Annotated in this window: 22 protein-coding genes; 11 read left to right on the plus strand and 11 right to left on the minus strand. The window is 55.1% G+C overall.

Annotated features, from left to right (window positions below):
• Nucleotides 1-99 precede the first annotated feature (99 nt).
• Nucleotides 100-1449, minus strand: a complete 1350-nt coding sequence (qseC, locus tag AAIR21_RS07505; RefSeq protein WP_183516711.1) for a quorum sensing histidine kinase QseC — start codon at nucleotides 1447-1449, stop codon at nucleotides 100-102.
• Nucleotides 1446-2105: a quorum sensing response regulator transcription factor QseB gene (gene qseB, locus AAIR21_RS07510; RefSeq protein ID WP_025203157.1), complete on the minus strand. Its 660-nt coding sequence runs from the start codon at nucleotides 2103-2105 to the stop codon at nucleotides 1446-1448. The genes qseC and qseB overlap by 4 nt, the downstream gene beginning before the upstream one ends.
• Nucleotides 2106-2243: 138 nt before the next feature.
• On the opposite strand from qseB, the gene AAIR21_RS07515 reads away from it, so the two are divergent.
• From AAIR21_RS07515 to ftsP, 4 genes are all read left to right on the plus strand, one after another.
• Nucleotides 2244-2645 (plus strand): YgiW/YdeI family stress tolerance OB fold protein, encoded by a 402-nt coding sequence (locus AAIR21_RS07515; RefSeq protein WP_059306217.1) that lies wholly within the window; start codon nucleotides 2244-2246, stop codon nucleotides 2643-2645.
• A gap of 118 nt (nucleotides 2646-2763) precedes the next feature.
• Nucleotides 2764-5022: a DNA topoisomerase IV subunit A gene (gene parC / locus AAIR21_RS07520; RefSeq protein ID WP_014171622.1), complete on the plus strand. Its 2259-nt coding sequence runs from the start codon at nucleotides 2764-2766 to the stop codon at nucleotides 5020-5022.
• A 164-nt stretch (nucleotides 5023-5186) separates the two neighbouring features.
• Entirely contained in the window at nucleotides 5187-5924 is a 738-nt protein-coding gene (gene plsC / locus AAIR21_RS07525; protein WP_020883654.1) for a 1-acylglycerol-3-phosphate O-acyltransferase, read from the plus strand.
• Nucleotides 5925-5983: 59 nt separating this feature from the next.
• Entirely contained in the window at nucleotides 5984-7396 is a 1413-nt protein-coding gene (ftsP, locus tag AAIR21_RS07530) for a cell division protein FtsP (protein ID WP_020883655.1), read from the plus strand.
• Nucleotides 7397-7429: 33 nt separating this feature from the next.
• Here ftsP and AAIR21_RS07535 read toward each other — a convergent pair whose 3' ends face one another.
• Nucleotides 7430-8905: a TrkH family potassium uptake protein gene (locus tag AAIR21_RS07535; RefSeq protein WP_014171619.1), complete on the minus strand. Its 1476-nt coding sequence runs from the start codon at nucleotides 8903-8905 to the stop codon at nucleotides 7430-7432.
• 200 nt (nucleotides 8906-9105) lie between these two features.
• Here AAIR21_RS07535 and AAIR21_RS07540 point away from each other — a divergent pair, with 200 nt between their 5' ends.
• Nucleotides 9106-11277, plus strand: coding sequence for a YgiQ family radical SAM protein (locus tag AAIR21_RS07540; protein ID WP_020883656.1), 2172 nt, complete (start codon nucleotides 9106-9108; stop codon nucleotides 11275-11277).
• A gap of 35 nt (nucleotides 11278-11312) precedes the next feature.
• Here AAIR21_RS07540 and dkgA read toward each other — a convergent pair whose 3' ends face one another.
• A complete protein-coding gene (gene dkgA, locus AAIR21_RS07545; protein ID WP_020883657.1) occupies nucleotides 11313-12140 on the minus strand; it encodes a 2,5-didehydrogluconate reductase DkgA in 828 nt (275 codons plus the stop codon).
• 105 nt (nucleotides 12141-12245) lie between these two features.
• Nucleotides 12246-13409 (minus strand): alcohol dehydrogenase, encoded by a 1164-nt coding sequence (gene yqhD / locus AAIR21_RS07550; RefSeq protein ID WP_020883658.1) that lies wholly within the window; start codon nucleotides 13407-13409, stop codon nucleotides 12246-12248.
• Between the two features lie 195 nt (nucleotides 13410-13604).
• On the opposite strand from yqhD, the gene AAIR21_RS07555 reads away from it, so the two are divergent.
• Nucleotides 13605-14504 carry an AraC family transcriptional regulator gene (locus AAIR21_RS07555; RefSeq protein WP_020883659.1) on the plus strand — a complete coding sequence of 300 codons (900 nt, stop codon included), beginning with the start codon at nucleotides 13605-13607 and terminating at the stop codon, nucleotides 14502-14504.
• Between the two features lie 47 nt (nucleotides 14505-14551).
• Here the strand turns inward: AAIR21_RS07555 and yghB are convergent, their stop codons facing one another.
• Together yghB and metC are read right to left on the minus strand one after the other, a co-directional pair.
• On the minus strand, nucleotides 14552-15211 hold the full coding sequence (gene yghB / locus AAIR21_RS07560; RefSeq protein ID WP_014171613.1) for a DedA family general envelope maintenance protein YghB: 660 nt from the start codon (nucleotides 15209-15211) through the stop codon (nucleotides 14552-14554).
• 149 nt (nucleotides 15212-15360) lie between these two features.
• On the minus strand, nucleotides 15361-16548 hold the full coding sequence (gene metC / locus AAIR21_RS07565; protein ID WP_025203159.1) for a cystathionine beta-lyase: 1188 nt from the start codon (nucleotides 16546-16548) through the stop codon (nucleotides 15361-15363).
• 251 nt (nucleotides 16549-16799) lie between these two features.
• Here metC and exbB point away from each other — a divergent pair, with 251 nt between their 5' ends.
• Both exbB and exbD read left to right on the plus strand, forming a co-directional pair.
• Nucleotides 16800-17531 (plus strand): tol-pal system-associated acyl-CoA thioesterase, encoded by a 732-nt coding sequence (exbB, locus tag AAIR21_RS07570; RefSeq protein WP_014171611.1) that lies wholly within the window; start codon nucleotides 16800-16802, stop codon nucleotides 17529-17531.
• A 4-nt stretch (nucleotides 17532-17535) separates the two neighbouring features.
• Nucleotides 17536-17961: a TonB system transport protein ExbD gene (gene exbD, locus AAIR21_RS07575; RefSeq protein ID WP_014171610.1), complete on the plus strand. Its 426-nt coding sequence runs from the start codon at nucleotides 17536-17538 to the stop codon at nucleotides 17959-17961.
• 45 nt (nucleotides 17962-18006) lie between these two features.
• On the opposite strand, the gene AAIR21_RS07580 is transcribed toward exbD, so the two are convergent.
• Both AAIR21_RS07580 and AAIR21_RS07585 read right to left on the minus strand, forming a co-directional pair.
• Complete coding sequence (locus tag AAIR21_RS07580; RefSeq protein ID WP_020883661.1) at nucleotides 18007-18459, minus strand: hypothetical protein; 453 nt, start codon at nucleotides 18457-18459, stop codon at nucleotides 18007-18009.
• 1 nt (nucleotide 18460) lies between these two features.
• A complete protein-coding gene (locus AAIR21_RS07585) occupies nucleotides 18461-18865 on the minus strand; it encodes a hypothetical protein (RefSeq protein WP_020883662.1) in 405 nt (134 codons plus the stop codon).
• Between the two features lie 102 nt (nucleotides 18866-18967).
• Here AAIR21_RS07585 and AAIR21_RS07590 point away from each other — a divergent pair, with 102 nt between their 5' ends.
• Together AAIR21_RS07590 and AAIR21_RS07595 are read left to right on the plus strand one after the other, a co-directional pair.
• A complete protein-coding gene (locus AAIR21_RS07590; protein WP_020883663.1) occupies nucleotides 18968-19471 on the plus strand; it encodes an ESA_00282 family adhesion-associated protein in 504 nt (167 codons plus the stop codon).
• A gap of 81 nt (nucleotides 19472-19552) precedes the next feature.
• Nucleotides 19553-20041 (plus strand): TIGR00645 family protein, encoded by a 489-nt coding sequence (locus AAIR21_RS07595; RefSeq protein WP_014171606.1) that lies wholly within the window; start codon nucleotides 19553-19555, stop codon nucleotides 20039-20041.
• A gap of 51 nt (nucleotides 20042-20092) precedes the next feature.
• Here the strand turns inward: AAIR21_RS07595 and AAIR21_RS07600 are convergent, their stop codons facing one another.
• Nucleotides 20093-21133: an aldo/keto reductase gene (locus AAIR21_RS07600; protein ID WP_025203160.1), complete on the minus strand. Its 1041-nt coding sequence runs from the start codon at nucleotides 21131-21133 to the stop codon at nucleotides 20093-20095.
• A gap of 148 nt (nucleotides 21134-21281) precedes the next feature.
• Nucleotides 21282-23873: an autotransporter outer membrane beta-barrel domain-containing protein gene (locus AAIR21_RS07605; RefSeq protein ID WP_079231680.1), complete on the minus strand. Its 2592-nt coding sequence runs from the start codon at nucleotides 23871-23873 to the stop codon at nucleotides 21282-21284.
• Nucleotides 23874-24380: 507 nt separating this feature from the next.
• On the opposite strand from AAIR21_RS07605, the gene AAIR21_RS07610 reads away from it, so the two are divergent.
• The gene (locus tag AAIR21_RS07610) at nucleotides 24381-25928 is read left to right on the plus strand and encodes a methyl-accepting chemotaxis protein (protein ID WP_020883666.1); all 1548 of its coding nucleotides are present in this window, start codon (nucleotides 24381-24383) and stop codon (nucleotides 25926-25928) included.
• Nucleotides 25929-25988: the final 60 nt, after the last annotated feature.

The following is a 25988-nucleotide window of genomic DNA, read 5'->3' on the forward strand; positions in this document are numbered from 1 at the left end:
TCCTCGAAGATGAAAGTATGGCGAGGATTCTACGCGCGCGAGCGATGCGGTTAAATGAGCAAAATGTGCAAAGTCTTTTGCATTAAACGCAATAATCCCTTACCAGCTGACCTTCACTTCGAAGCCGCCTTCTGCCGCGTTGCCCAGCGCGACGCGCATACCATGCAGGGCGGCAATGCGCCTGACGATAGATAACCCCAGGCCGCTACCCGTTGCATCCTGTCCCGGTGGGCGATAAAAACGCTCGCCAATACGCGCCAGCGCATCGGTGGAAACGCCGGGGCCGGTATCACGCACGGTAAAACGCCGGGTGTCCAGCGTGACGTCCACCACGCTGCCATGCGGGCTATAACGCACGGCGTTGTCCAGCAGGTTACGCACCAGCAGGCTCAGCAGCAGCGGCTGGCCCTGACGTGTGACCTGTGGGGCATGAATGTTCAGGCGAATATCAATCCCGGCCTGCTGTGCCGGATGCCAGATATCCAGCACCGCCGACTGCAGGAGATCGGCCATCACGATCGGTTCGATATCGTCGAGGTTATCCAGCGAGTCCAGACGCGACAGCGTAAGGAGCTGATCCACCAGCCGGGATGCGCGATCGATACCCGCATGCAGCTGCGCCAGCGCTTTTTGCTGCGCCTGCGGATCGTCCTGATACAGTTGCGCCACGTCGGTTTGCACCTTCAGGGCCGCGAGAGGGCTGCGTAGCTCGTGCGCGGCATCTGAGGTAAAACGACGCTCGCGGGTCATCATCTCCTGGGTTCGCGTGAACAGATGGTTCAGCGAGTCGAGCAGCGGGCGCACTTCAATGGGAACCCCCTGAGTCGGGAGCGCGTCGGTGGCATCCGGTGAGCGGGAGCGCAGGGTCTGCGCCAGTTTTTTTAACGGTTTCAGTTCCCGGCTCAGCAGAACGATCAGCAACAGCAGCATCAGGGGCAGCGCCACCAGCCACGGGGTCAACTGGGAGCTGACCACATCTACCGCCATCTCCTGGCGATACTCCCACTCCTGGCCGACCACCACGCGGTACTTCCCGTCGGGTGAGGTGAGCCATAAAAAACGCCACTCGTCGTTGTCGCCCTGTAGCCGTCCATTATCAAACCCGTCACGGCGATAGTGGTACGGAATGTCCCGCCCGTTTTCGCCGTCATTTAATATCATCTTGCCGTCGGTGGCGTAGATGGCGAAGGCCAGCGCGTCGTCATCCAGACGACCGTGCTTCGCTTTTTTGGGGATCTCACGCATCCGTTCGGGGGCCCGGATCTCATCCAGATCCATGGTCAACAGCCGTTTGGCAAACAGCATCTGCTGCGTATCGAACAGCTTATCCAGCGTGTGGGTGGTCTGCTGCCAGGCGACCAGGCTTGCGGCAAACCACGCCGTCAGCGACAGCACTAAAAAGAGGAGCGTCAGGCGCAGCTTCAGGCTCAGGCGTTGAGTCAGTTTCATGCGTCACCCAGGGTATAGCCGATACCGTGCACGGTGCGGATAAATTCGCTGCCCAGTTTACGACGAAGATGGTGGACGTGGACTTCAACGGCGTTGCTGGAGACGTCGTCGTCCCAGGTGTAGAGCTTTTCCTCGATCAGCTTGCGCGGCAGCACGCGGCCCGCGTTACGCATCAGCAGCTCCAGCAGGGCGAACTCTTTCGGCTTGAGCGTCAGCGTTTCGCCGTCCAGCGTGGCCACGAGACTGGTGGGATCGAGCGTGACCTTTCCATGGTGCAACTCGCTGCGGGTCTGGCCGTGGCTTCGGCGCACCAGCGCCTCAAGGCGGGCAGCCACTTCGATCAGTGCAAAGGGCTTGCACAGGTAATCATCCGCCCCCAGACGCAGCCCTTCGACACGCTGGTTCAACGCATCCCGCGCCGTCAGAATCAATACCGGCTCGCGGCGTCCGCTTTCGCGCCAGGCGCGCAGAATATCCAGTCCGTCGATTTCCGGCAGCGTCAGATCCAGCACTACGGCATCATACGGTGCAGAATGAAGCGCGGTTTGGCCGGTTTTTCCGTCGGTGAACCAGTCCACGCTAAAGCCCATTTTGCTTAAACCCGCCTTGATACCATCGCCAATCAGCTTGTCGTCTTCAACCAGTAAAATGCGCATGTTCCCTCCTTGATAACGTCAGTAAACCCTCTGCATCAGCCTGCTGTACAGTAATAATAAATAAATTTTTCCCTTAAGAAGTTGTTAAGGTTTACCCTGTTAAATGGACTGCGAAACCACATTAAAGGGAGAGTTAATATGAAAAAATTCGCTGCGATTGCCGCCATCATGATGATGACCACTGCCCCTGTTTTTGCTGCACAGGGCGGATTTAACGGCCCCTCTGCCGCACAAACCCAGACCCAGACGCAGGCGGGCGGTTTTGTCGATAATGACGCGAACCTCACCACCGCGGTGAAAGTGAAGGACATGAAGGACGACAGCTGGGTGAAGCTGCGCGGGAACATCACTCAGCGCCTGTCTGATGACCGCTACACCTTCCGCGATGAGACCGGTACGGTTAACGTGGAGATTGACCACAAGCGCTGGAACGGCGTGACCGTAACCCCGCAGGATAAGGTGGAAATCCAGGGTAAAGTCGATAAAGAGTGGAACGATTTTGAAATCGACGTGAAGCAGGTTATCAAACTGAACAAATAACCCCGAAAGGGCCGCGGATGCGGCCCTTTTTCTTTGTGACTCAACACGCCAGATAAGGTAGTATCTGCGGCAATATTGCCTGAAACCTTTCGGTTTCTGAGTTGAGGAATCACACATAATGAGCGATATGGCAGAGCGCCTCGCGCTACATGAATTCACGGAAAACGCCTACCTGAACTACTCCATGTACGTCATCATGGACAGGGCGTTGCCGTTTATCGGGGATGGCCTGAAGCCCGTTCAGCGCCGCATCGTCTATGCGATGTCCGAGCTGGGGCTGAATGCGACCGCCAAGTTCAAAAAATCCGCCCGTACCGTCGGTGACGTACTGGGTAAATACCATCCGCACGGCGACAGCGCCTGTTATGAAGCGATGGTGCTGATGGCACAGCCGTTCTCTTACCGTTATCCGCTGGTGGATGGTCAGGGGAACTGGGGGGCGCCGGACGATCCGAAATCCTTCGCAGCGATGCGTTATACCGAATCCCGTCTCTCCCGCTACGCTGAAGTGCTGCTGGGCGAGCTGGGTCAGGGAACCGTGGACTGGGTGCCAAACTTCGACGGTACGATGCAGGAGCCGAAAATGCTGCCTGCGCGTCTGCCGAACATCCTGCTGAACGGCACTACCGGTATCGCGGTGGGTATGGCGACGGACATTCCGCCGCACAACCTGCGTGAAGTGGCGAAAGCCGCCATCACCCTGATTGAACAGCCGAAAACCACGCTGGACGATCTGCTGGATATCGTGCAGGGGCCGGACTACCCGACCGAGGCCGAAATCATCACCTCGCGCGCGGAAATCCGCAAAATCTACCAGAACGGCCGCGGCTCCGTGCGCATGCGTGCGGTATGGACCAAAGAGGACGGCGCAGTGGTCATCACCGCGCTGCCGCACCAGGTCTCCGGCGCGAAAGTGCTGGAACAGATTGCCTCCCAGATGCGCAATAAAAAGCTGCCGATGGTGGATGACCTGCGCGACGAATCCGACCACGAGAACCCGACGCGTCTGGTGATCGTGCCGCGTTCCAACCGCGTGGACATGGAGCAGGTGATGAACCACCTGTTTGCCACCACCGATCTGGAAAAAAGCTACCGCATCAACCTGAACATGATCGGCCTCGACGGTCGTCCGGCAGTGAAAAACCTGCTGGAGATCCTGAGCGAATGGCTGACGTTCCGCCGCGATACCGTTCGCCGCCGTCTGAACTATCGACTGGAAAAAGTGCTTAAACGCCTGCACATCCTTGAAGGTTTGCTGGTGGCGTTCCTCAATATCGACGAAGTTATTGAGATTATCCGTTCCGAGGACGAGCCGAAGCCGGCGCTGATGTCGCGCTTTGGCATCAGTGAAACCCAGGCCGAAGCGATCCTTGAACTGAAACTGCGTCATCTCGCCAAACTCGAAGAGATGAAGATCCGCGGTGAGCAGAACGAACTGGAAAAAGAGCGCGATCAGCTGCAGGCGATCCTCGCGTCCGAACGCAAGATGAACAACCTGCTTAAGAAAGAGCTGCAGGCTGACGCCGATGCATTCGGTGACGACCGTCGTTCTCCGCTGCATGAGCGCGAAGAAGCGAAGGCGATGAATGAGCACGACATGCAGCCATCAGAGCCGGTCACCATTGTGCTGTCTCAGAGCGGCTGGGTGCGCAGTGCAAAAGGTCACGATATCGACGCGCCAGGGTTGAGCTACAAGGCGGGCGATAGCTTTAAAGCCGCCGTGAAAGGTAAGAGCAACCAGCCGGTCGCCTTTATCGACTCGACGGGGCGCAGCTACGCCATCGACCCGATCACGCTGCCTTCTGCCCGCGGACAGGGCGAACCGCTTACCGGTAAGCTGACGCTGCCGCCGGGTGCGACGGTTGACCATATGCTGATGGAAGCCGATGACCAGAAACTGCTGCTGGCGTCTGACGCGGGGTACGGCTTTATCTGTACCTTTAACGATCTTGTTTCCCGTAACCGTGCCGGTAAGGCGCTGATCAGCCTGCCTGACAACGCGCATGTGATGCCGCCGCTGGTAGTGGAAAACGACAGCGATATGCTGCTGGCGATCACTGCCGCCGGACGTATGCTGATGTTCCCGGTCAGCGACCTGCCGGAATTGTCAAAAGGCAAGGGCAACAAGATCATCAGCATCCCGTCAGCGGAAGCGGCGAAAGGGGTAGATGGTCTGGCGCACCTCTTTATTCTGCCGCCGCAGAGCACGCTGACCATTCATGTCGGCAAACGTAAAATCAAGCTTCGTCCGGAAGAGTTGCAGAAAGTGGTGGGCGAGCGCGGTCGACGCGGCTCGCTGATGCGCGGCCTGCAGCGTATTGACCGCGTGGAGATTGACTCTCCTGCGCGCAGTACCGCGGGCGACAGCGAAGAGTAACGCCGTTATCTCCCCCTCTGTTCCGGAGGGGGAATTTCAATAAAATTTCCCGTAAAATCGTTGTTAATTCGTGCGTTGCGATTAACAATACGCGCTCGTAATAAAGTCCTTACCTGGCCACAGGTGAAGTATAATTGTCAGCTGTCAGGGCTTCAGAGGTCGCTATGCTATTCATTGTTCGTTTAATTCTTACCATTATTTACTGCATTCTGGTCTGTATTTTCGGCTCTATTTATTGCCTGTTCAGTCCGCGCAATCCGAAACATGTCGCCACCTTCGGCCATATGTTCGGCCGCCTTGCGCCGCTGTTTGGCCTGAAGGTAGAAAAACGCCTGCCGGAAGGGGCTGAGAACTTCGGTAACGCCATCTTTATCGCTAACCATCAGAACAACTACGATATGGTGACGGCCTCCAACATTGTTCTGCCACCGACCGTGACCGTGGGCAAAAAGAGCCTGCTGTGGATCCCTTTTTTCGGCCAGCTGTACTGGCTGACCGGTAACCTGCTGATTGACCGTAACAACCGCGCGAAAGCGCACAGCACTATTGCTGAAGTGGTTAATCACTTCAAAAAGCGCAGGATCTCAATCTGGATGTTCCCGGAAGGGACGCGCAGCCGTGGCCGTGGCCTGCTGCCGTTCAAAACCGGTGCGTTTCATGCTGCAATTGCGGCAGGTGTTCCAATTATTCCTGTGTGTGTTTCCAACACTTCTAATAAGATTAATCTTAACCGCCTGAATAACGGGCTGGTGATTGTCGAAATGCTGCCGCCGGTGGATACCAGCAAATACGGTAAAGACCAGGTTCGCGAGCTGGCAGCACACTGCCGTGAACTGATGGCTCAGCATATTGCGCTGCTCGACAAAGAAGTCGCAGAGAGAGAAGCCGCCGGTAAGAAGTAAGCCGGCGTTAAAAGGGAAAACGAATTCCCGCGTTGTTAGTCGTTTCAGATGGAGCTTATATGTCATTCAGTCGGCGTCAGTTTATTCAGGCTTCCGGGATCGCCCTTTGTGCGGGTGCGCTGCCGCTGACAGCCAACGCCGCCGGGCAGCAACAGCCGCTGCCCATTCCGCCGTTAATAGAATCCCGTCGTGGGCAGCCGCTTTTCCTGACGCTACAGCGCAGCCACTGGTCCTTTACCCAGGGCACGCGTGCGCCGGTGTGGGGCATTAACGGGCGTTACCTTGGGCCGACCATACGCGTGTGGAATGGCGATGACGTTAAGCTGATCTACAGTAACCGTACGACAGAAAATGTCGCCATGACCATCAGTGGTTTACAGGTGCCTGGCCCGCTGCTTGGCGGCGCGGCGCGCATGATGTCGCCTAACGCTGACTGGGCGCCCGTTCTGCCGATTCGTCAGAGCGCGGCGACGCTCTGGTATCATGCCAATACCCCTAACCGCACGGCCCAGCAGGTGTATAACGGCCTGGCCGGTATGTGGCTGGTGGAAGATGAAATCAGTAAATCCCTGCCAATCCCGAACCACTATGGCGTGGATGATTTTCCGGTCATTATTCAGGACAAACGGCTGGATAATTTCGGCACACCGGAATACAGCGAGCCGGGCAGCGGTGGCTTCGTTGGCGATACGCTGCTGGTTAACGGCGCGCAAAGTCCGTATGTTGAAGTGTCGCGCGGATGGGTACGTCTGCGTCTGCTGAACGCCTCTAACTCGCGCCGCTACCAGCTGCAAATGAGCGATGGCCGCGCGCTACACGTCATCTCCGGCGACCAGGGCTTTTTACCGGCCCCGGTTTCCGTGAAGCAGCTGGCGCTGTCGCCAGGCGAACGCCGCGAAATCCTTATTGATATGACCAACGGTGATGAGGTGTCGATCACCTGTGGCGAAGCGGCCAGCATTGTGGACCGCATTCGCGGTTTCTTTGAGCCGTCGAGTATCCTGGTCTCCACCCTGGTGCTGACCCTGCGTCCTACCGGCCTGCTGCCGTTGGTGACCGACAGCCTGCCGATGCGCCTGCTACCGCAGGAGATCATGAGCGGTTCGCCGGTGCGCAGCCGCGATATCAGCCTGGGCGACGATCCGGGGATCAACGGTACGCTGTGGGACGTTAACCGTATCGATATTACCGCGCAGCAGGGTACCTGGGAGCGCTGGACGGTTCGCTCGGACATGCCGCAGTCGTTCCATATCGAAGGGGTGAGTTTCCTGATCCGCAACGTCAATGGCGCGATGCCGTTCCCTGAAGACAGGGGCTGGAAGGATACCGTCTGGGTGGATGGGCAGGTCGAACTGCTGGTCTACTATGGACAGCCTTCGTGGCCGCACTTCCCGTTCCTGTTCCACAGCCAGACGCTGGAGATGATGGACAGGGGATCCGTCGGCCAGATGCTGGTCAACCCGGCACCCTAAACCACGATACGATTCCCGGTTCGCCGGGAATGTTTATGCCCGCCAGAAAAAGCGTGAGCACAGGATCAGTACCGGATAAATTTCCAGACGCCCCATAATCATCGCCGCACACATCAACAGCTTGGCCTCGTCTTTTAATGTCCCGAAGGTCGATGCCGTTTCGCCGAACCCCAGCCCCATATTGTTAATGCAGGCCGCAACGGTGGCAAATGACGTGAACAGATCGTATCCCAGCAGGTTCAGCGCCCAGACGAAAAAGCCCGTTATCATCACGTAGAGAAAAAAGAAGCTCCACACCGAGCGCAGAACGCGTTCATTCACGACGCTTTTGCCGACCTTAATACTCAGCAGCGCGCGCGGATGCGCGAGTTGATTCATCTCCTGAATACACTGCTTAAACATGATGAGAAAACGCAGCGCTTTGATCCCGCCGCAGGTAGAGCCGACGCAGCCGCCAAAAAAGCTGGCGCTCAGCAGCAGGAAAATGGTGTGGGGAGGCCAGTGAGCGTAATCGGCCGTCGAAAGACCGTTGTCGGTCATCATGGAGCTGGCCAGAAAGAAGGCATGTACCAGGCTGTCGGTGCCGTTGTACATCCCCGCGTGCCACACCTGCCAGGCGGTGATGGCGATAATGACGGTGGCGGCACCGAGAAAGAATTTCACCTCCGGGCTGCGCCGAATCGGTTTCAGCGTGCGGCGCGCGATGACGACATACCAGAGGGTAAAGTTAAACGCGGAAAGCAGCGAAAAAGCCCCGGCGACAAGCTCAATCGCGTGGCTGTCGTAAAACCCGATGCTCTCACTTCGGGTTGAAAACCCACCCAATGAGACGGTGGAAAGCCCGTGACAGACGGCGTCAAAAAAGGGCATGCCCGCCAGCCAGTACGCCAGCGTGCAGACCAGTCCCAGCGCCAGATAGGTTACCCACAGCGTACGCGCGGTATCGGCGAGTCGGGGCGTCAGGCGCTCCTCCTTGAACGGCCCAGGCATTTCCGACTGATATAGCTTCATGCCACCGATACCGAGCAGCGGCAGGACCGCGACGGCCAGTACGATGACCCCTAATCCGCCAATGAAATTGAGCTGAGCGCGGTAATAAAGGTACGACTTCGGCAGGGCACTGACGTCCCCAATCACCGTCGCCCCGGTGGTGGTGATCCCTGAGACCCCTTCAAAGAGCGCATCGGAAAAGGAGAGTTGCAGACCGTCATCCATCCATAACGGCATGGCGCTAATCAATGAAAACAGCAGCCAGAACAGAACGATAATCACGAAACCGTCACGGGTGCGCAGCTGTATACCGGAATGACGTGTTGCCCGCCAGGTGAGTCCACCAAGAGTGAAAAAGGTCAAAAAGGTGGTTAAAAAAGCAAAGTAGGTTCGCTCTTTATTCAGCAGGGCGATAACCATCGGCGGCAGCATGGACAGGCTGTACAGAAGAACCAGAAAACCGCAGAGGTGAAGCACAACCCGCAGCTGGGACACATGTAACGAATCGTTGAACTTCACAAAGAAACTCCGTGCCAGAATGCATCCCGGTAACTGAATACCGCAAGATAGAGTGGATATTATGATCCAAAATTAACAGTGCGCTGTATTTTAACGGCTTCCAGGATTTTCTGTTTACTTCTTGCATCCTTTTCTTCAAATCCGGCGGACTAACAGCGTATAATCCCGCTCCTTTTGTCTATTTTTTCTTCGGAAGCACTATGAGCGCAATTTCCCTGATCCAGCCGGATCGTGACCTCTTCTCCTGGCCCCAGTACTGGGCGGCCTGCTTTGGACCGGCGCCGTTCCTGCCGATGTCCCGGGAAGAGATGGACCAACTGGGCTGGGACAGCTGCGATATCATTCTGGTGACGGGCGATGCCTATGTCGACCACCCGAGCTTTGGCATGGCTATCTGTGGCCGTATGCTTGAGGCGCAGGGCTTCCGTGTGGGGATCATCGCCCAGCCTGACTGGAACAGCAAAGACGACTTTATGCGTCTGGGGAAACCCAACCTGTTCTTCGGCGTGACCGCAGGCAACATGGACTCGATGATCAACCGCTATACCGCCGACCGTAAGCTGCGTCATGACGATGCCTACACGCCGGATAACGTCGCGGGTAAACGTCCTGACCGCGCGACGCTGGTCTACACCCAACGCTGCAAAGAAGCCTGGAAAGACGTGCCGGTTATCCTGGGCGGCATCGAGGCGAGTCTGCGCCGTACCGCGCACTACGACTACTGGTCAGACACCGTGCGCCGTTCGGTGCTGGTGGATTCCAAAGCCGATATGCTGATTTACGGTAACGGTGAACGTCCGCTGGTGGAAGTGGCGCACCGTCTCTCACAGGGTGAGCCGGTGAGCAGCATCCGCGACGTGCGCAACACCGCGATCATGGTGAAAGAGGCGCTGCCGGGCTGGAGCGGGGTGGATTCCCGTATCATTGATATGCCGGGTAAAATCGACCCGATCCCGCACCCGTACGGCGACGATCTGCCGTGTGCGGATAACAAACCGGTAGAGCCAAAGAAGGCTGAAACGAAAGCTATTGTTGTTCAGCCGCCGCGCCCGAAACCGTGGGAAAAAACCTACGTGCTGCTGCCTTCCTTTGAGAAGGTCAAAGCCGATAAAGTGCTCTACGCGCATGCGTCCCGTATTCTGCACCACGAAACCAACCCGGGCTGCGCGCGTGCGCTGATGCAAAAGCACGGCGAGCGCTTTATCTGGATCAACCCGCCGGCCATCCCGCTTTCCACCGAAGAGATGGACAGCGTCTTCGCGCTGCCGTACAAACGCGTGCCGCATCCGGCATACGGCGAGAGCCGAATTCCGGCGTATGAGATGATCCGTTTCTCAATAAACATCATGCGCGGCTGCTTCGGCGGCTGCTCCTTCTGCTCCATTACCGAGCACGAAGGGCGCATTATTCAGAGTCGCTCCGAAGATTCGATCATCAATGAGATCGAAGCCATTCGCGATACCGTGCCTGGCTTCACCGGGGTGATCTCCGATCTGGGCGGTCCGACTGCCAACATGTACATGCTGCGCTGTAAGTCACCGCGCGCGGAACAGACCTGCCGTCGTCTGTCGTGCGTGTATCCGGATATCTGTCAGCACATGGATACCAACCATGAACCGACGATCAACCTTTATCGTCGTGCGCGTGACCTGAAAGGGATCAAGAAGATCCTGATCGCCTCCGGGGTACGTTACGATATCGCCGTGGAAGATCCGCGCTACATCAAAGAGCTGGCGACGCATCACGTGGGTGGCTACCTGAAGATTGCCCCTGAGCATACCGAAGAAGGCCCGCTGTCCAAGATGATGAAGCCGGGTATGGGCAGCTACGATCGCTTTAAAGAGCTGTTTGACACCTACTCGAAGCAGGCGGGTAAAGAGCAGTATCTGATCCCATACTTCATCTCCGCGCACCCCGGCACGCGCGATGAGGACATGGTGAACCTGGCGCTGTGGCTGAAACAGCGTCGCTTCCGTCTGGATCAGGTGCAGAACTTCTATCCATCACCGCTCGCAAACTCAACGACCATGTATTACACCGGCAAGAACCCGCTGGGTAAAATTGGCTATAAGAGTGAAGATGTGGTGGTACCGAAAGGGGATAAACAGCGCCGTCTGCATAAAGCACTGCTGCGCTACCACGATCCGGCTAACTGGCCGCTGATCCGTCAGGCGCTGGAAGATATGGGTAAAAAGCACCTGATCGGCTCGCGCCGCGACTGCCTGGTGCCTGCGCCTACGCTTGACGAGATGCGTGAAGCGCGCCGCCAGAACCGCCATACGCGCCCGGCATTGACCAAGCACACGCCGATTGTGCATCAGCGTTCAAACGGTAACGCCAGTGCGAAGAAACCCGTGAAACGTAAAGCGTAAAAAATAAAAACCCCGGCGAGCCGGGGTTTTTTTATTCACCCGCCAAACTGATCGGGATCCGGGCCTAAACGCTTGCCCTTGTCCAGCTTCGCAATTTCACTCAGTTCATCTTTATCCAGGCGGAAATCCCAGACGTCGAAGTTCTCAGCGATACGCGATGGCGTGACCGATTTCGGGATCACCACCAGGCCGTTATCCAGATGCCAGCGAATAACGATTTGCGCCGGCGTCTTGCCGTATTTATCCGCGAGATCGCGAATAATTTTCTGGTCGAACACCCCTTCACCGCCCTGTGCCAGCGGGCTCCAGGACTCGGTCTGGATCTTGTGCGTGGCGTTCCAGGCGTGAAGCTGACGCTGCTGCATCAGCGGGTGCAGCTCAATCTGGTTGATAACCGGCGCGACACCCGTCTCGTCAATCAGGCGCTGCAGGTGGTGAACCTGGAAATTACACACGCCGATGCTTTTCACCAGCCCTGCCTGCTGCAGCTCAATCATCCCTTTCCAGGCGTCAACATAGTGATCGATAGCCGGGACTGGCCAGTGCATCAGATAGAGATCGACGAAATCGAGCTGGAGTTTGTCCAGACTCTCCTGCAGGGCTTCGCGGGGGCGTTTTTGATCGTCGTTCCACAGTTTGGTGGTGATGAAAAGGTCGTCGCGGGGCATGCCAGCGCTGGCCAGTGCCTTACCCACGCCGTCCTCATTTTTGTACGCGGCGGCGGTATCAATCGACCGATAGCCGACTTCCAGTGCTTTATGAATGGCGGAGACGACCTCGTCGTTACCGGCTTTCCATACACCTAGCCCCAGTTGGGGCATCACGTTGCCATCCTGCAGCTTGATTACGGTTTGGTTTGCCATTTTTCCTCCTTCAGGTGCTCATCGTCGGAGGGAACCCCCGACGATGTGATGTGCATTAAGTCTGGACGAAATGTCAAAAAACGAAAGTCGGGATGTCAAAAACGCTTAGCGTGCCGCTTCGTAGATACGACGGCTCACTTCCAGCGTAATGTCGCCGTGCTCGCCCAACTGGGTCATACCGTGTTCTTCAAGTTTCGCCAGCAGGGCAGGGATGGAGCTGCCATCCAGACCATAGCCGGACAGACGCGTTGGCACGCCCAGACCTTCAAAGAAGCTGCGGGTTGCTTCGATAGCCGCGTCGATACGCGCATCGTCAGAACCTTCGGTGATGTTCCACACGCGCTCAGCGTACTGCAGCAATTTAGCGCGTTTGGTATCACGTTTTTCGTTCCACAGTGCAGGCAGGACGACGGCCAGCGTTTGCGCGTGATCCAGGCCGTGCATGGCCGTCAGTTCGTGGCCCAGCATATGGGTTGCCCAGTCCTGCGGCACGCCGGCACCGATCAGACCGTTCAGCGCCTGGGTTGCCGCCCACATCACGTTGGCGCGCACATCGTAGTTTTCCGGCTCTTTCAGCGCTGTCGGGCCGTCTTCAATCAGCGTCAACAGAATGCCTTCCGCGAAGCGATCCTGAATTTTGGCATCTACCGGGTAGGTAACGTACTGCTCAACGGTGTGCACAAACGCATCGACCACACCGTTCGCGACCTGACGTGCAGGCAGGGTGTAGGTGTAAACCGGATCGAGGATGGCGAATACAGGCTGAACGTGATCGTTCATAAAGGCCTGCTTATCACCCGTGGTTTTACGGGAGATAACGGCACCTTTGTTGGATTCAGAACCGGTCGCGGGCAGGGTCAGCACGGAACCCATTGGGATCGCGCTTTTGATATCGCTGCCGCGGGTTTCCAGAATGTGCCACGGGTCAATACCGTCCGCGTAGTGCGCCGCAGCGGCGATGAATTTGGTGCCATCCAGGACGGAGCCGCCGCCGACTGCCAGCAGGAAGGTGACTTTTTCATCACGGGCGATCTTGACCGCGTTCATCAGTGTTTCATAAGACGGGTTAGGCTCGATACCGCCGAACTCACGCACGTCCAGACCTTCCAGCGCGCTGTAAACCTGATCCAGTACGCCGGTTTTTTTCACGCTGCCGCCACCGTAGGTGATCAGTACGCGGGCGTCAGCGGGGATCTGTGCGCGCAGGTCGGCGATAGCGCCTTTACCAAACAGAATGCGGGTTGGGGTGTGGAGATTAAAATTATTCATTGCTCGTTCCCTTATGTGGGTGAAAAACCGTGGTGGCGCTGAAGGCTACCTGATGCTGCACATTGTGGCCGTCCGGGGCTATCCTCTCAATGCACATTCCTGCCGATGTCTTGCCCATTTCTACAGAGCGCTGGAGAAAACACGGTAAACTGCGCACACTGTCAACGTCGGAAACCGTAGCCGGAGTAACGTAAAATGAACCGTGAAGCGATCTGCCTTCAGCTTACTGCGCAGATTAAAAGACTGATTGATAAAGAAAATGGTGTCGGTGACATGTTGCCTGACATTCGTCTTCTGTATGGGACGCAGCCAGGGACACGCACACCGGTCATGTACCAGCCGGGCATCGTTTTTCTCTTTTCAGGCCATAAAATTGGCTATATCAATGAGCGCGTGTTCCGGTATGACACCAATGAATATCTGCTGCTCACAGTACCTTTACCCTTCGAATGTGAAACTTTCGCGACAGAAGCGGTACCGCTGGCGGGCATTCGTTTAAATGTCGATATCCTTCAGCTGCAGGAGCTGCTGATGGAGATTGGCGAGGACGCATTGTTCCGGCCGTCGATGCCCGCGAGCGGGATTAACTCCGCGACGTTATCCGAGGAGATCCTCTGCGCCATTGAGCGTCTGCTCGACGTTATGGAACGGCCGCTGGATGCACGCATCCTGGGCAAACAGATTATCCGCGAAATTCTTTACCATGTGCTGCTGGGGCCGGGCGGTGGGGCATTACTCGCGCTGGTCAGCCGCCAGACGCACTTCAGCCTGATTAGCCGCGTGCTCAAGCGTATCGAAAGCCAGTACACGGAAAACCTGAGCGTTGACCAGCTGGCGGCGGAAGCAAACATGAGCGTCTCGGCGTTTCATCATAATTTTAAGTCGGTGACCAGCACCTCACCGCTGCAGTATCTCAAAACCTATCGGCTGCATAAGGCTCGTATGCTGATGATCCACGACGGCATGAAGGCCAGCGCGGCGGCGATGCGGGTGGGCTATGAAAGTGCGTCGCAGTTTAGTCGGGAGTTTAAGCGTTACTTCGGCGTCACGCCGGGGGAAGATGCGTCGCGCATCAGAATGATGCAGGGGACCTGAGGGGAGAGTCCAGCCGGGTAAGCGTAACGTCACCCGGCTTTTTTATATCACGCGCTGCAGTATTTCTTCTTAATCACGACCGCAATCGTCCCGAGCAGTCCCGCGACCAGCAGGAAAAGCGGGAGGATCATCAGGAAGGTCATTACCTGGTCTTCGTGGTGTTTCACAAAGGGGATCATATTCAGCGCGTAGCCAAGCGTGGTCACCACGCCTACCCACAGCAGGGCACTCAACCAGTTGAAGAACTGGAAGCGGCGGTTTGACAGCCCGGAAATGCCTGCCATGGTGGGCAGCAGCGTGCGAACAAACGCCAGAAAACGCCCGGCCAGCAGCGCCAGCAGACCGTGGCGGTCAAACATGCAGGTCGCACGTTGATGATATTTATGCGGTAACTGCGCCAGCCAGCCTTTCACGACGCGCGTATTGCCGAGCCAGCGGCCCTGCAGATAGCTCAGCCAGCAACCGAGGCTGGCAGCGGAGGTAAGTATGACCATCGTCGGCGTGAAGTCCATGACGCCTTTACCGATTAACGCCCCGGCCAGTAAAAGCAGGCTGTCACCGGGTAAAAATGAGGCTGGCAGTAATCCATTTTCCAGAAACAGGGTTGCGAACATCACGAAATAGACGATACCTACAACGTGAGGGTCCGCCAGCGCGGCAAAATCGTGTTGCCAGAGCGCCGCAATAATATCTTGAATAACAGCCATGGACTTTCCTGTGGAACAGCAGATGCAGATATAGCGCTATTGTACTCCCTAATTCGCCCGTGGGGTTTGATCGCGGGCGCAACTAATGCAGACTTTTCTGGTGGCAGTGTTCACAAAAGCGTCCAGGGAGTACATTTTCAGCATGCACTCTACACGATACGTTCAAACCCTGCCGCTAAATCCGCAATTAAATCGTCAACATCTTCTAAACCAATATGCAGTCGGATCAGCGTGCCGCTGAAATCCACTTCTCCACCGGGGCGCAGGGCCGCAATTTGCTCCGGCTGGTTAGGCAGGATCAGGGATTCAAACCCGCCCCAGGAGTAAGCCATGCTGAAGAGGGTAAAATGATCCAGGTAGTTCGCCAGTTCGTCGTTACTGAGCCGTTTTTTAAGAACAAATGAGAACAACCCGCTACTGCCCGTAAAGTCACGTTGCCAGAATTCATGGCCTTTGCTGCCCGGAAGCGCCGGATGGTTAACGCGCTCGACCTGCGGGTGCCGGGCCAGCCATTCGGCCACCTTCAGACTGCTTTCATGGTGCTGACGCAGGCGCACCCCCAGCGTACGGATACCGCGGCTGGTCATGTAGGCTGTATCCGCATCCACCATCTGGCCCATCAGGTAGGCATTCTCCCGAAGTTGATCCCAGCAGCGCGCGTTGGATACCGCAGTACCGATCATGCCATCAGAGTGGCCAATCAGATATTTGGTTGCTGCCTGAATAGAGATATCAATGTCGAATTCCAGCGCCCTGAACAGGACGCCCGCCGCCCAGGTGTTGTCGATCATGATGATTGCCTCGGGGGCTTTGCTGCGCACTGCTTTCACAATAGCCGGGACGTCGTGCACTTCCATGGTGATAGAGCCTGGGGATTCCAGAAACACAATGCGCGTGTTCGGCTGGATAAGTTCAGCGATACCTTCGCCAATCAGCGGATCGAACCAGCCGGTGGTCACGCCGAGCTTGCTGAGGATTTTGGTGCAAAAATCCTGGCTTGGTTCATAAGCGGTATTGGTCATCAGGATATGGTCGCCCTGTTCCACAAACGCCAGAATGGTATTGGCGACTGCCGCCGCACCACAGGGGAACAGGGCGCAGCCCACGCCGCCTTCCAGTTCGCACATGGCTTCCTGAAGTGAAAAATGGGTTAGCGTGCCACGACGGCCATAGAACAGCCCGCCTTTGGCGCGGTTGCGCGTGGCGATTTTTTTATCCTCGACGGTATCAAATACCAGTGAGGAGGCGCGTTGAATCACGCTGTTGACCGATCCCTGAGTGTATTTTTTGCTGCGTCCTGCCTGTACCAGCGTGGTATCAAGATGCTTCTTTGTCATGTTCGCTAACCCTGTTTTTATACGTCTGGACGTCCAGACTACCACGATTGTAAAAATCTGCACCCGGGGGCTTATCGAATAAGCAGAAAATATTAGCAAAAATACGCATAAGAAATTTTTACTGCGTAAGCGCAAGGAAAGTGAACGAAAATTACGGCAGTATGTAAATACTAATGAGAACTACTATCAATTCGACGACGTTTTGATATTATTACGGTCAGATTTTGTGATTTGCGTCCTGGAGATACAGAGTGGGTAATAATTTGATGCAGACGGATCTCTCCGTCTGGGGCATGTATCATCATGCTGACATCGTGGTTAAGATTGTGATGATCGGCCTGGTTCTGGCGTCCGTGATCACCTGGGCTATCTTCTTCAGTAAGAGCGTCGAACTGCTGTCGCAGAAGCGTCGCCTCAAGCGGGAACAACAGCAACTGGCTGAAGCCCGCTCCCTGGATCAGGCCTTAGACATGACCTCATCCTTCCATGGAAAAAGCCTGACCACCCTGTTAGTCAACGAAGCACAGAACGAGCTGGAACTCTCCGCAGGCAGTGAAGATAACGAAGGCATTAAAGAACGTACCGGCTTCCGCCTGGAGCGTCGCGTTGCTGCCGTTGGCCGTCATATGGGCCGCGGTAACGGTTATCTGGCCACTATCGGGGCGATCTCACCGTTCATCGGTCTGTTCGGTACGGTCTGGGGCATCATGAACAGCTTTATCGGCATTGCGCAGACGCAGACCACCAACCTGGCGGTGGTTGCGCCAGGGATTGCCGAAGCGCTGCTGGCGACCGCAATCGGTCTGGTCGCGGCCATTCCGGCGGTCGTCATCTATAACATCTTCGCGCGTATGATTGGCAACTATAAAGCCACGCTCGGTGACGTCGCCGCGCAGGTGCTGCTGCTGCAAAGCCGCGATCTTGACCTCAATGCCAGCTCCGTTAAACCGGTGCATGCGGCGTCTAAACTGCGCGTAGGTTGATTGTATGGCGATGCGTCTTAACGAAAATCTGGACGATAACGGCGAAATGCATGAAATCAACGTGACGCCGTTTATCGACGTCATGCTGGTTCTGCTGATTATCTTCATGGTGGCTGCGCCGCTGGCGACGGTCGACGTGAAGGTGAATCTGCCTGCCTCTTCCAGCCAGCCGCAGCCGCGTCCTGAGAAACCTGTCTATTTGTCGGTGAAAGCGGATAAATCGATGTTCCTCGGCAACGACCCGGTGACGGATCAGTCTGTTATCCCGGCGCTGGATCAGCTCACCGGCGGCAAGAAAGACACCACGGTTTTCTTCCGCGCGGATAAAACCGTCGATTACGAAACCATGATGAAGGTAATGGACACGCTGCATCAGGCGGGTTATCTCAAGATTGGGCTGGTCGGCGAAGAGAAAGCGGCCGCGAAATAACAAAGAAGCTGGCGAAAGCCGGCTTTTTTTATGCGTGTCGGGCGATCAGTTTTTTGTCTCAGTGGACGCAGGCGCAGGCGCGTGGGACGCCAGCGCGTCTTCATCAAGCGCAACGCAGGTGACGTTTGACGTGCGGTACTCGCCGTCGGACAGTTTGCGCGTCAGGCGCAGGGTGGCCACTTCTCTGGCGAGCAGATACTGATAATTGGCCTCCAGACGCCCGAGAAGCTTCTCTTTCAGCTCAGGCCGCTGTTCGATGAGGGTATTCATCACCGCGCCGTATATCTCTTCCTTCACCTGCAAAGGATAAATCTCGCGGCGATTATGCCATTTCAGGCGTACCAGCGTCGCCGGGATCGATACCAGGTCCTGAGTTATTCGCGTCATCTCGGCATTTTTTGTGTTTCGCAGTGCATCGAGATTTTGCTTTAAGATAAATTCATCACTTTTTTTGTTATCTAAAGCCAAATAAACGTCGTTATCTTTAATTTCTTTCACGTTACTCTTCCCCCAGGTTATAAAAAATAGGGTTATTGGTTTCACGCGTAATTAGATTAAGCCAAATTTCATTGCCGGCTTCGTTTATTTCTTTGGTTTTTTCCGCGATTATTTGACTTAATTTCTGGGCATCTATTTCACCTTCGGCCTGCAGGTCATTCAGCAGGTGGACAAAGGCTTCTATTTTAACGGCGCGAAATAACCGGTCCTTTATATGACGGTCGTGCTCTTCCAGTAACATATTACGGGATTTACCGGTGCGAGAAACGCCTATTAATATGTCAGACTCGTAATCAGAGAGCTTTCTTTTCCCCTGAGTGAAATTAGCCTCTTTTTCTGCTTCCGTCGTTTGCTGTTCCACAGGCGCAATGTGGTACTTAGCCGGGACGAGGTAGTCGGGCAGCATTTTAATTTCCTTTAATTACAACAGGGTGGGGTTGGTAAAGGCGTGAGATTCGTTGACAATATCATGAGGCAATTTTAAAATCAAAAAAAATGGAGCCTACCCATGAACAGCATTTTTTTTACGGTCATCACATTACTATTACTGACCGCTGGTGTTCTTTTATTGATGCAGGAGTTCAATAAAACGCAAGTGTCGAAAGACGCCAGTGAACCTCCGCTACCTGAACTGATGACAAAAGAGGAAGGTGAAGACCATTTCTCCGTATTGATGAACTCGGTTACACCGGTTTGGTACTGGCGGGTGAACCATGAATATATCGACTTTTTGCACGCGACAATTAAGCGAATGAAAATGTCGGAAATTAATGACACGCCTGGGTTGTTTGAAGCGCAGCGCCGCTGCAGCGACCTGAATTCCGCGGTGTATAAATATTATGACAATATCAAAAAGCGTTGCCTTAACGGTGAGAAGGTCTCCTGTTCCGATCTGGACGTATTAAACCTGCGCCAGTGTTTTCGTGAGTTCAGCCTGGAGGCGTATCCGGAACTGGTGGTGCTGGTCTGGCCGGAGTACGCGCGCCCGGACGTTAATCCTGACAATGTCTGAACGTACAACGAGTGAGTTGTTGCAAACAGTCAGCGCCGTTGAGATATACTGGGCGCTGGTTTCGTTTGCAGACAGGACTTTATGGAACGCTTCTTTGAAAACGCGATGTACGCCTCTCGCTGGATACTGGCACCCGTCTATTTTGGCCTTTCGCTGGCGCTGATTGCGCTGACGATTAAGTTTTTCCAGGAAATCTTGCATGTTCTGCCGAACATCTTTTCCATTGCCGAAGCAGATTTGATTCTGGTTCTGCTTTCGCTGGTGGATATGACGCTGGTGGGCGGATTACTGGTGATGGTGATGTTCTCCGGTTATGAGAACTTTGTCTCTCAGCTCGATATCGACGAGCGCAAAGAGAAGCTCAACTGGCTGGGCAAAATGGATGCCTCGTCGCTGAAGAATAAAGTGGCCGCGTCGATTGTGGCGATCTCATCTATCCACCTGTTACGCGTATTCATGGACGCCAAGAATGTCCCGGACAACAAACTGATGTGGTATGTGATTATCCATCTGACGTTTGTGCTGTCTGCGTTCGTGATGGGGTATCTGGATAAGATCAGTAAGAAGTAATTTCCCCCCCTCTTCCCAAGGGAGAGGGGGGCGTGAGCGCGACAGACCGCGCTATTTATCCGACGATGCCTGCCACAAATTCAATTCCCCATCCGCAACATGCTGGTCAATCCTTTTCAGCTCATCGTCGCTAAAGTGCAGGTTATTCAGGGCCTGCACGTTCTCTTCGATCTGCTCCGGACGGCTCGCACCAATCAGCACGGACGTCACGCGTTCATCCTTCAGCAGCCAGCTCAGTGCCATTTGCGCCATCGTCTGACCACGGGCCTGTGCCATCTCATTCAGTAAACGCAGGCTGTTCAGGTTGGCTTCAGTCAGCATGTTTTCCGTCAGACCGCGCACCTTCTTGCCTTCACGCTGCATACGAGAATCTTCAGGAATACCGTTCAGGTATTTTCCGGTCAGCAGACCCTGCGCCAGCGGCGTAAACGCAATGCAACCCGCCCCGTTTTTCTCAAGCGTATCCAGCAGGCCGGTGTGATCGACCCAGCGGTTGAGCAGGTTGTAAGATGGCTGGTGGATAAGCAGCGGGATCTTCCACTCACGTAACAGGTCCGCCATTTTCTGGGTGCGCTCCGTGGAGTAGGAGGAGATACCGACATACAGCGCTTTACCGCTCTGCACAGCCTGGGCCAGCGCAGCGGCGGTCTCTTCCATCGGCGTATTTTCATCCACGCGGTGAGAATAGAAAATATCCACATACTCCAGCCCCATGCGCTTGAGGCTCTGATCGAGACTGGCGAGCAGGTATTTGCGCGACCCGCCCGACCCATATGGCCCCGGCCACATGTCATAGCCTGCTTTGGTTGAGATGATCAGTTCATCGCGATACGCGGCAAAATCTTCCCGCAGCAGACGCCCCATGTTTTCTTCCGCGCTTCCCGCCGGCGGGCCGTAGTTGTTGGCAAGATCGAAATGGGTAATGCCGAGGTCGAAGGCTTTATGCAACAGCGCCCGCTGAGAGTCGAGAGGCTGTACGTGGCCGAAACTATGCCACAGACCAAGCGACAGCGCCGGCAGGCGCAGGCCGCTTTTTCCGCAATAGCGGTACTGCATATTTTCGTAGCGGGCGGGGTAAGGGTGCCAGGACATGATGTCTCCTTTCTTGTCGATGAATTTTCGAAACAACGTTTTCATTCTGTGCTTATCAAATCACAAATCCTGTTGATAAGCGATGACATGCCTGACCACCCTGAATGATTAAAGCCCGGCAGCATCAGACTGACCGGGCGTTCACTCGTCAGAAGCTGTAGCTCATCCCCGCCTGCACGCTGGCATCGTTGTCCACGTCACCGGTGCCGACATACACCCCGGTATTGAGCGTGAAGTTATGCGCTATCGTTGCATTGATGCCTGCTCCGAAGATCCCCATCGTGTTGTTATGGCCGGAGGTGGTGTGGTAATCCGCCGCCTGAATATCAGTATCGTCGCTGAACTCTTTCTGGAAGCGTGCGTCGATCCACGGCATCATCTGCACGTTCTTGCTCAGATCGCGAAGCGTTGTGGTGAGTCTCAACCCGACCCCACTGTTCCAGGAAGAGACCTGACTGTCGGCGAAGGCCACTTCACTGTCGGAGAAGCCGTTTGCTTTGGTTTGATCCCAGCCTAAGGTGGCGTAAGGCTGCAGCAGGGTTTCACCTGGCAGCAACACGTTCACACCGGTACGCGCCTGCGCCATATACAGGGTGCCATCCGTCGAACCGTGCAGTGCTTCGGTCATGCCGCTGGTATTCCCCGTCACGTTATTCGCAGACAGGGTGTACCGCATATCGCCATAGCTGAAGCTACCGTCGGCAAACATACCCCATGTTCTGCCGTTAAGCGCCTGCTGCCAGCCACCGTACAGGCTGTAGTAATTTCCGTAGACGCTGTCATTAAAGCTATCAGCGCCGTCATGGGTATCCTGCACGCGGCTGCGTGTCCATGCCAGTGCAATACCGCCAGTGACGCTATCACCGTTGTCCAGATGCGCCGTCCAGTCCACCCCACCCTGAGCGCCCTGGGTGATGCTCTTATAGTCAACATCATTGCTGAAATTGCCATTCTGATAGAGGAAATCACCCCAGACCTGCGCACCTTCCTCCTGCTTGCCGAGCAGGTTAGCCAGATGCACCTGATTCATATGGTTGCTGATATCATCAGCCACCTGATGTCCGGCCTGCTCGGCAGCGTCCAGACCGGCAACAAGGCCCTGAACGTCGCTCGCGAGGCTGCCCTTCTGGCTGTTAAATTCGATATTCCACGACTGCGTATTATCGGCGGTAAGGCGTGTCTGCGGCGCGGTATCTGCGGCCACAATATTCAGACTGTTGTCATAGTTATAAGCGCCGCTACGGTTTTCAACATTCTGTTGGCCATTTGTGAAGGTGGCCGCCGCATAATTTTGCGGGGTGCTGGTGCCTGAAGTGGTGAACGTACCCAGAATCACGTTCTGCTGATTTTGTGCCGAGGGAGTAATGCTGTTGACGACAACGGCGTTATTAACCCCGGTGATATTGCCGAAATCAACAAAGCTGTCGGTGCTCATATTTACCATCGCATTACTGCCGGTGGTAGTAGCGACAAGCGTTGAGCCATTTTGCAAACTCCAGCTGGTGGCATCGTTAATTTTATCAATGGCGATGCTGTTATTGCTGGTCGTGTTCACCGTCTCGAACTGACTAATTTCACCAGAAACAGAACTGCCGGCATCCATTGACAGCGTGTCGCTACCGTCACCGCCATCAACATTGCCGTTAACATGAGAATTATTGGTCAGCACGACCGTATCATCGCCCGCACCGGTTGTAATATCACCATTTACGGTGGCATTGTTTTGCAGCGTGATGGTGGTATTGCCGCTGTTTTGACCGGTATTTACCGCACCATTAATGGTGCTGTTATCCACCAGAACAGAATTCGCTGAACTGCCGTTCAGGGTAATATTGCCATTCACGACGCTCTTATTAGTAAACGTAAGTGATGTCGACCCCTTTTCATTAATAACGCCAATATCGCCAGTGACGGTACTGTTATTCAGGGCCAGGGAATCGGCCTGGGTGCCGTACATGGCGATGGCTAGATCGCCCACGCCATCCAGGTTGATGTCACTGAACGGCTTATACTCGCTGAGTTTTTCGGCCAGGTCGCCCATGTTCTGCGCGATTTCACTCTGCGAGGCATCGACGGTGGCTCCGGTCAGCGTAATGCGGGTATTTGATTGATCGCTCCCTGCATAAATACCGCCCTTATCCATTGTACTGTTGCTGAGGGTAATATCCTGTTCGCCAGCGCCGGCGCTTACAATGCTGCCATGCAGCGCGCTCCCGTTCTCAATATTGACTGTGTGGTAGCCTTTATCCAGGGGATCGAGATAAATCGCTGAGCCCATCATATAGATTTTATTACCCTGGTAATTGCCTGTGCTGTTTTCACCGTTCAGCGTCGCGCCATCAACCGTCACGGTGGTATTGGTGGTCGCGCCTCCGCTACCGACTTCAATCATATCGGCCGTAGCGCCGTTATTCAGGGTGATATTCGCGGTACCGCCGTTGCTTCCCTGGATATAGTGGCCTGACATATCCGTTCCGGATACCGTTAATGACTGCGTGTCGCCATCACCTCGATGACCATCCATGAAAATATTATTCGCCGTGGCGTCGGCCATAACCGCATTTGTTACACCGGGATTTTGATAAAAGCTGTCATCGGTATATTTCGTTAATCCACAGGTTTGCGTCGTCACGCCATCCTCACACGGTGTCGCTGTCGTCATTGCTGCCTGGGTACCGAAAGAGGTTAAAGCCATTAAGACACACTGCGAAAGCAATGTGCGGTTCATAAATTTACGCATCTGAAACTCCGTTAATAAAAAATCGTCGACATCCTTGTAAAGGAATTTATTTAATTTAAGGAATTTCTCATAAGTAAAGGATGTAATGAAATTTAAAAGATAAGGAGTAAGTTATTGGGGTATTTAAATCAGGAGATCTGATAATTAGGTGTTAATATATTTGTGTGATAAATAGAACTGAATAGTTACCCTGCAAATTAAGCGGGTTTTCGCGAAAGGGTAGCGCTATTGATTGACGCAACCTGTTGATGATGTACTCCTCAGGAGGTATGGCCGTTAATTTAATGCGCTGCAGTTTTACATTTATTTATCCACTGACAAAGTAAAACACATTCTTAGCAGGGTAATTTTCCCCTTCTAAAATGTCTCTTTTTTCTGAATGAACGCAGGGGCAGTAAAAATTTTAATAAAAATAATGCGTGAAAGGTGATGAATTTGCTCATTCCTGCCGATAACGAGGGTAAGACTCGCCTCTGGGCGAATTCACCCTCACGGCAAGGAAGACTTATGAATATGTTGCGTAATTTCACGATCCGTTTCGTCATGCTGACGATTCTCGGGATCTTTTGTTTAATGTGGGCGGGCGTGGGGCTTTACAGCACCTGGTCTCTGTCACGGGTATCAGAGGGCAATGAGGTGGATCGCCAGCTGGTCAAACAGATGACCATACTCAGTCAGGGTAACGATCAGTATTTTCGCTTTGTGACCCGGTTGAGTCGCGCGATGGAAGTGAAAGCCGCGGGCGGCACACCGGACCTGGCCCCTGCCCAGCAGGCGCTGGACAATATGGGGAAGAAACTGGCTGAGATGAAGGCAATCTCACCAGGACCGATGGATGAGCAAGTTTCAGCTCAGGTGATCGGTAGCTGGCAGGCTTTGCTTGAGCAGGGCGTAACGCCGCAAATGCAGCAGGCGAAGCAGTCCTCTCTGGAGGGCTACCGTCAGCAGGCGAATAACATCACCCCTCCGCTGAGTCGTGCGTTTGGTGCTGCTGCGGAGAACTTTAACAACGCGGCCGCCCGGGCACTCGACAGCACCCGAGTGGTCGTGGACAGCCTGACCAGCATGACCCGCACGGTAATTATCACCGCCACGATTATTGGCCTGTTAATACTGCTCTTCACCGACCGTTACCTGGTGGCGATGCTGGTAAAACCGCTGGCTCGCATTCGCCAGCAGTTCCGCCAGATTGCCCAGGGCGATCTCAGTCAACCGATTGAACCGTTCGGTCGCAACTGCGTGGGTCAACTGGTTCCTCTGCTGAGCGCGATGCAGGATAGCCTGCGAGAAGCGGTGAGCTCTATTCGCTCCGGCAGCGAGAATATCTGGCGCGGCGCGACGGAGATCTCCAGCGGTAATAACGATCTCTCGTCCCGTACCGAAGAGCAGGCCGCCGCACTGGAAGAGACGGCGGCCAGCATGGAACAGCTGACCGCCACCGTGAAGCTGAACGCGGAAAGCGCGCGTCAGGCCAGCCAGCTGGCGGATGTGGCGTCAACAACGGCCAGCCGCGGCGGCTCGCTGGTGGAAGAGGTGGTGACCACCATGAGCGGTATTTCTGAGAGCTCGAAGAAGATTGCTGAAATCACCAATGTGATCAACAGCATTGCCTTCCAGACCAATATCCTGGCGCTCAACGCTGCCGTGGAAGCGGCGCGCGCGGGCGAGCAGGGACGTGGGTTTGCCGTCGTGGCCGGCGAGGTGCGTAGCCTGGCAAGCCGCAGCGCCAACGCGGCAAAAGAAATTGAGGGATTGATTACCGATTCCGTTTCCCGCGTTGAGCAGGGCGCAAAGCTGGTGGGCGACACGGGCACCACCATGGATGCCATTTTGCGTGATGTGACGGAAGTGACGACCATCATGAAGCAAATCGCGTCTGCGTCTGAGGAGCAAAGTAAGGGGATTTCGCAGGTGGGTATTGCTATCACGCAAATGGATGGCGTGACACAGCAAAACGCCTCGCTTGTGGAAGAGGTCTCGGCAGCGGCCTCCGCGCTTGAACGTCAGACCGAAGAGCTTCAGCGGTCGGTGCAGAAATTCCGCCTCTCGGCATAATCACTGCTAAAAGGCCGCCGTGTGCGGCCTTTTTTTCGGTTAAATGCAGGCGAACCAAAC

It is taken from the genome of Enterobacter sp. PTB (genome assembly GCF_051130085.1).
GTDB lineage: Bacteria > Pseudomonadota > Gammaproteobacteria > Enterobacterales > Enterobacteriaceae > Enterobacter > Enterobacter ludwigii.

Excerpts from the sequence above, each read along its gene's own strand:
- AAIR21_RS07540 (WP_020883656.1), top strand. The coding sequence starts at position 9,106 with ATGAGCGCAATTTCCCTGATCCAGCCGGATCGTGACCTCTTCTCCTGG.
- dkgA (WP_020883657.1), bottom strand. The coding sequence starts at position 12,140 with ATGGCAAACCAAACCGTAATCAAGCTGCAGGATGGCAACGTGATGCCC.
- AAIR21_RS07610 (WP_020883666.1), top strand. The coding sequence starts at position 24,381 with ATGAATATGTTGCGTAATTTCACGATCCGTTTCGTCATGCTGACGATT.
- AAIR21_RS07585 (WP_020883662.1), bottom strand. The coding sequence starts at position 18,865 with ATGCTGCCCGACTACCTCGTCCCGGCTAAGTACCACATTGCGCCTGTG.
- qseB (WP_025203157.1), bottom strand. The coding sequence starts at position 2,105 with ATGCGCATTTTACTGGTTGAAGACGACAAGCTGATTGGCGATGGTATC.
- yqhD (WP_020883658.1), bottom strand. The coding sequence starts at position 13,409 with ATGAATAATTTTAATCTCCACACCCCAACCCGCATTCTGTTTGGTAAA.
- qseC (WP_183516711.1), bottom strand. The coding sequence starts at position 1,449 with ATGAAACTGACTCAACGCCTGAGCCTGAAGCTGCGCCTGACGCTCCTC.
- metC (WP_025203159.1), bottom strand. The coding sequence starts at position 16,548 with ATGACAAAGAAGCATCTTGATACCACGCTGGTACAGGCAGGACGCAGC.
- AAIR21_RS07605 (WP_079231680.1), bottom strand. The coding sequence starts at position 23,873 with ATGCGTAAATTTATGAACCGCACATTGCTTTCGCAGTGTGTCTTAATG.
- AAIR21_RS07515 (WP_059306217.1), top strand. The coding sequence starts at position 2,244 with ATGAAAAAATTCGCTGCGATTGCCGCCATCATGATGATGACCACTGCC.
- AAIR21_RS07555 (WP_020883659.1), top strand. The coding sequence starts at position 13,605 with ATGAACCGTGAAGCGATCTGCCTTCAGCTTACTGCGCAGATTAAAAGA.
- exbD (WP_014171610.1), top strand. The coding sequence starts at position 17,536 with ATGGCGATGCGTCTTAACGAAAATCTGGACGATAACGGCGAAATGCAT.
- plsC (WP_020883654.1), top strand. The coding sequence starts at position 5,187 with ATGCTATTCATTGTTCGTTTAATTCTTACCATTATTTACTGCATTCTG.
- AAIR21_RS07590 (WP_020883663.1), top strand. The coding sequence starts at position 18,968 with ATGAACAGCATTTTTTTTACGGTCATCACATTACTATTACTGACCGCT.
- yghB (WP_014171613.1), bottom strand. The coding sequence starts at position 15,211 with ATGGCTGTTATTCAAGATATTATTGCGGCGCTCTGGCAACACGATTTT.
- AAIR21_RS07600 (WP_025203160.1), bottom strand. The coding sequence starts at position 21,133 with ATGTCCTGGCACCCTTACCCCGCCCGCTACGAAAATATGCAGTACCGC.
- AAIR21_RS07595 (WP_014171606.1), top strand. The coding sequence starts at position 19,553 with ATGGAACGCTTCTTTGAAAACGCGATGTACGCCTCTCGCTGGATACTG.
- ftsP (WP_020883655.1), top strand. The coding sequence starts at position 5,984 with ATGTCATTCAGTCGGCGTCAGTTTATTCAGGCTTCCGGGATCGCCCTT.
- parC (WP_014171622.1), top strand. The coding sequence starts at position 2,764 with ATGAGCGATATGGCAGAGCGCCTCGCGCTACATGAATTCACGGAAAAC.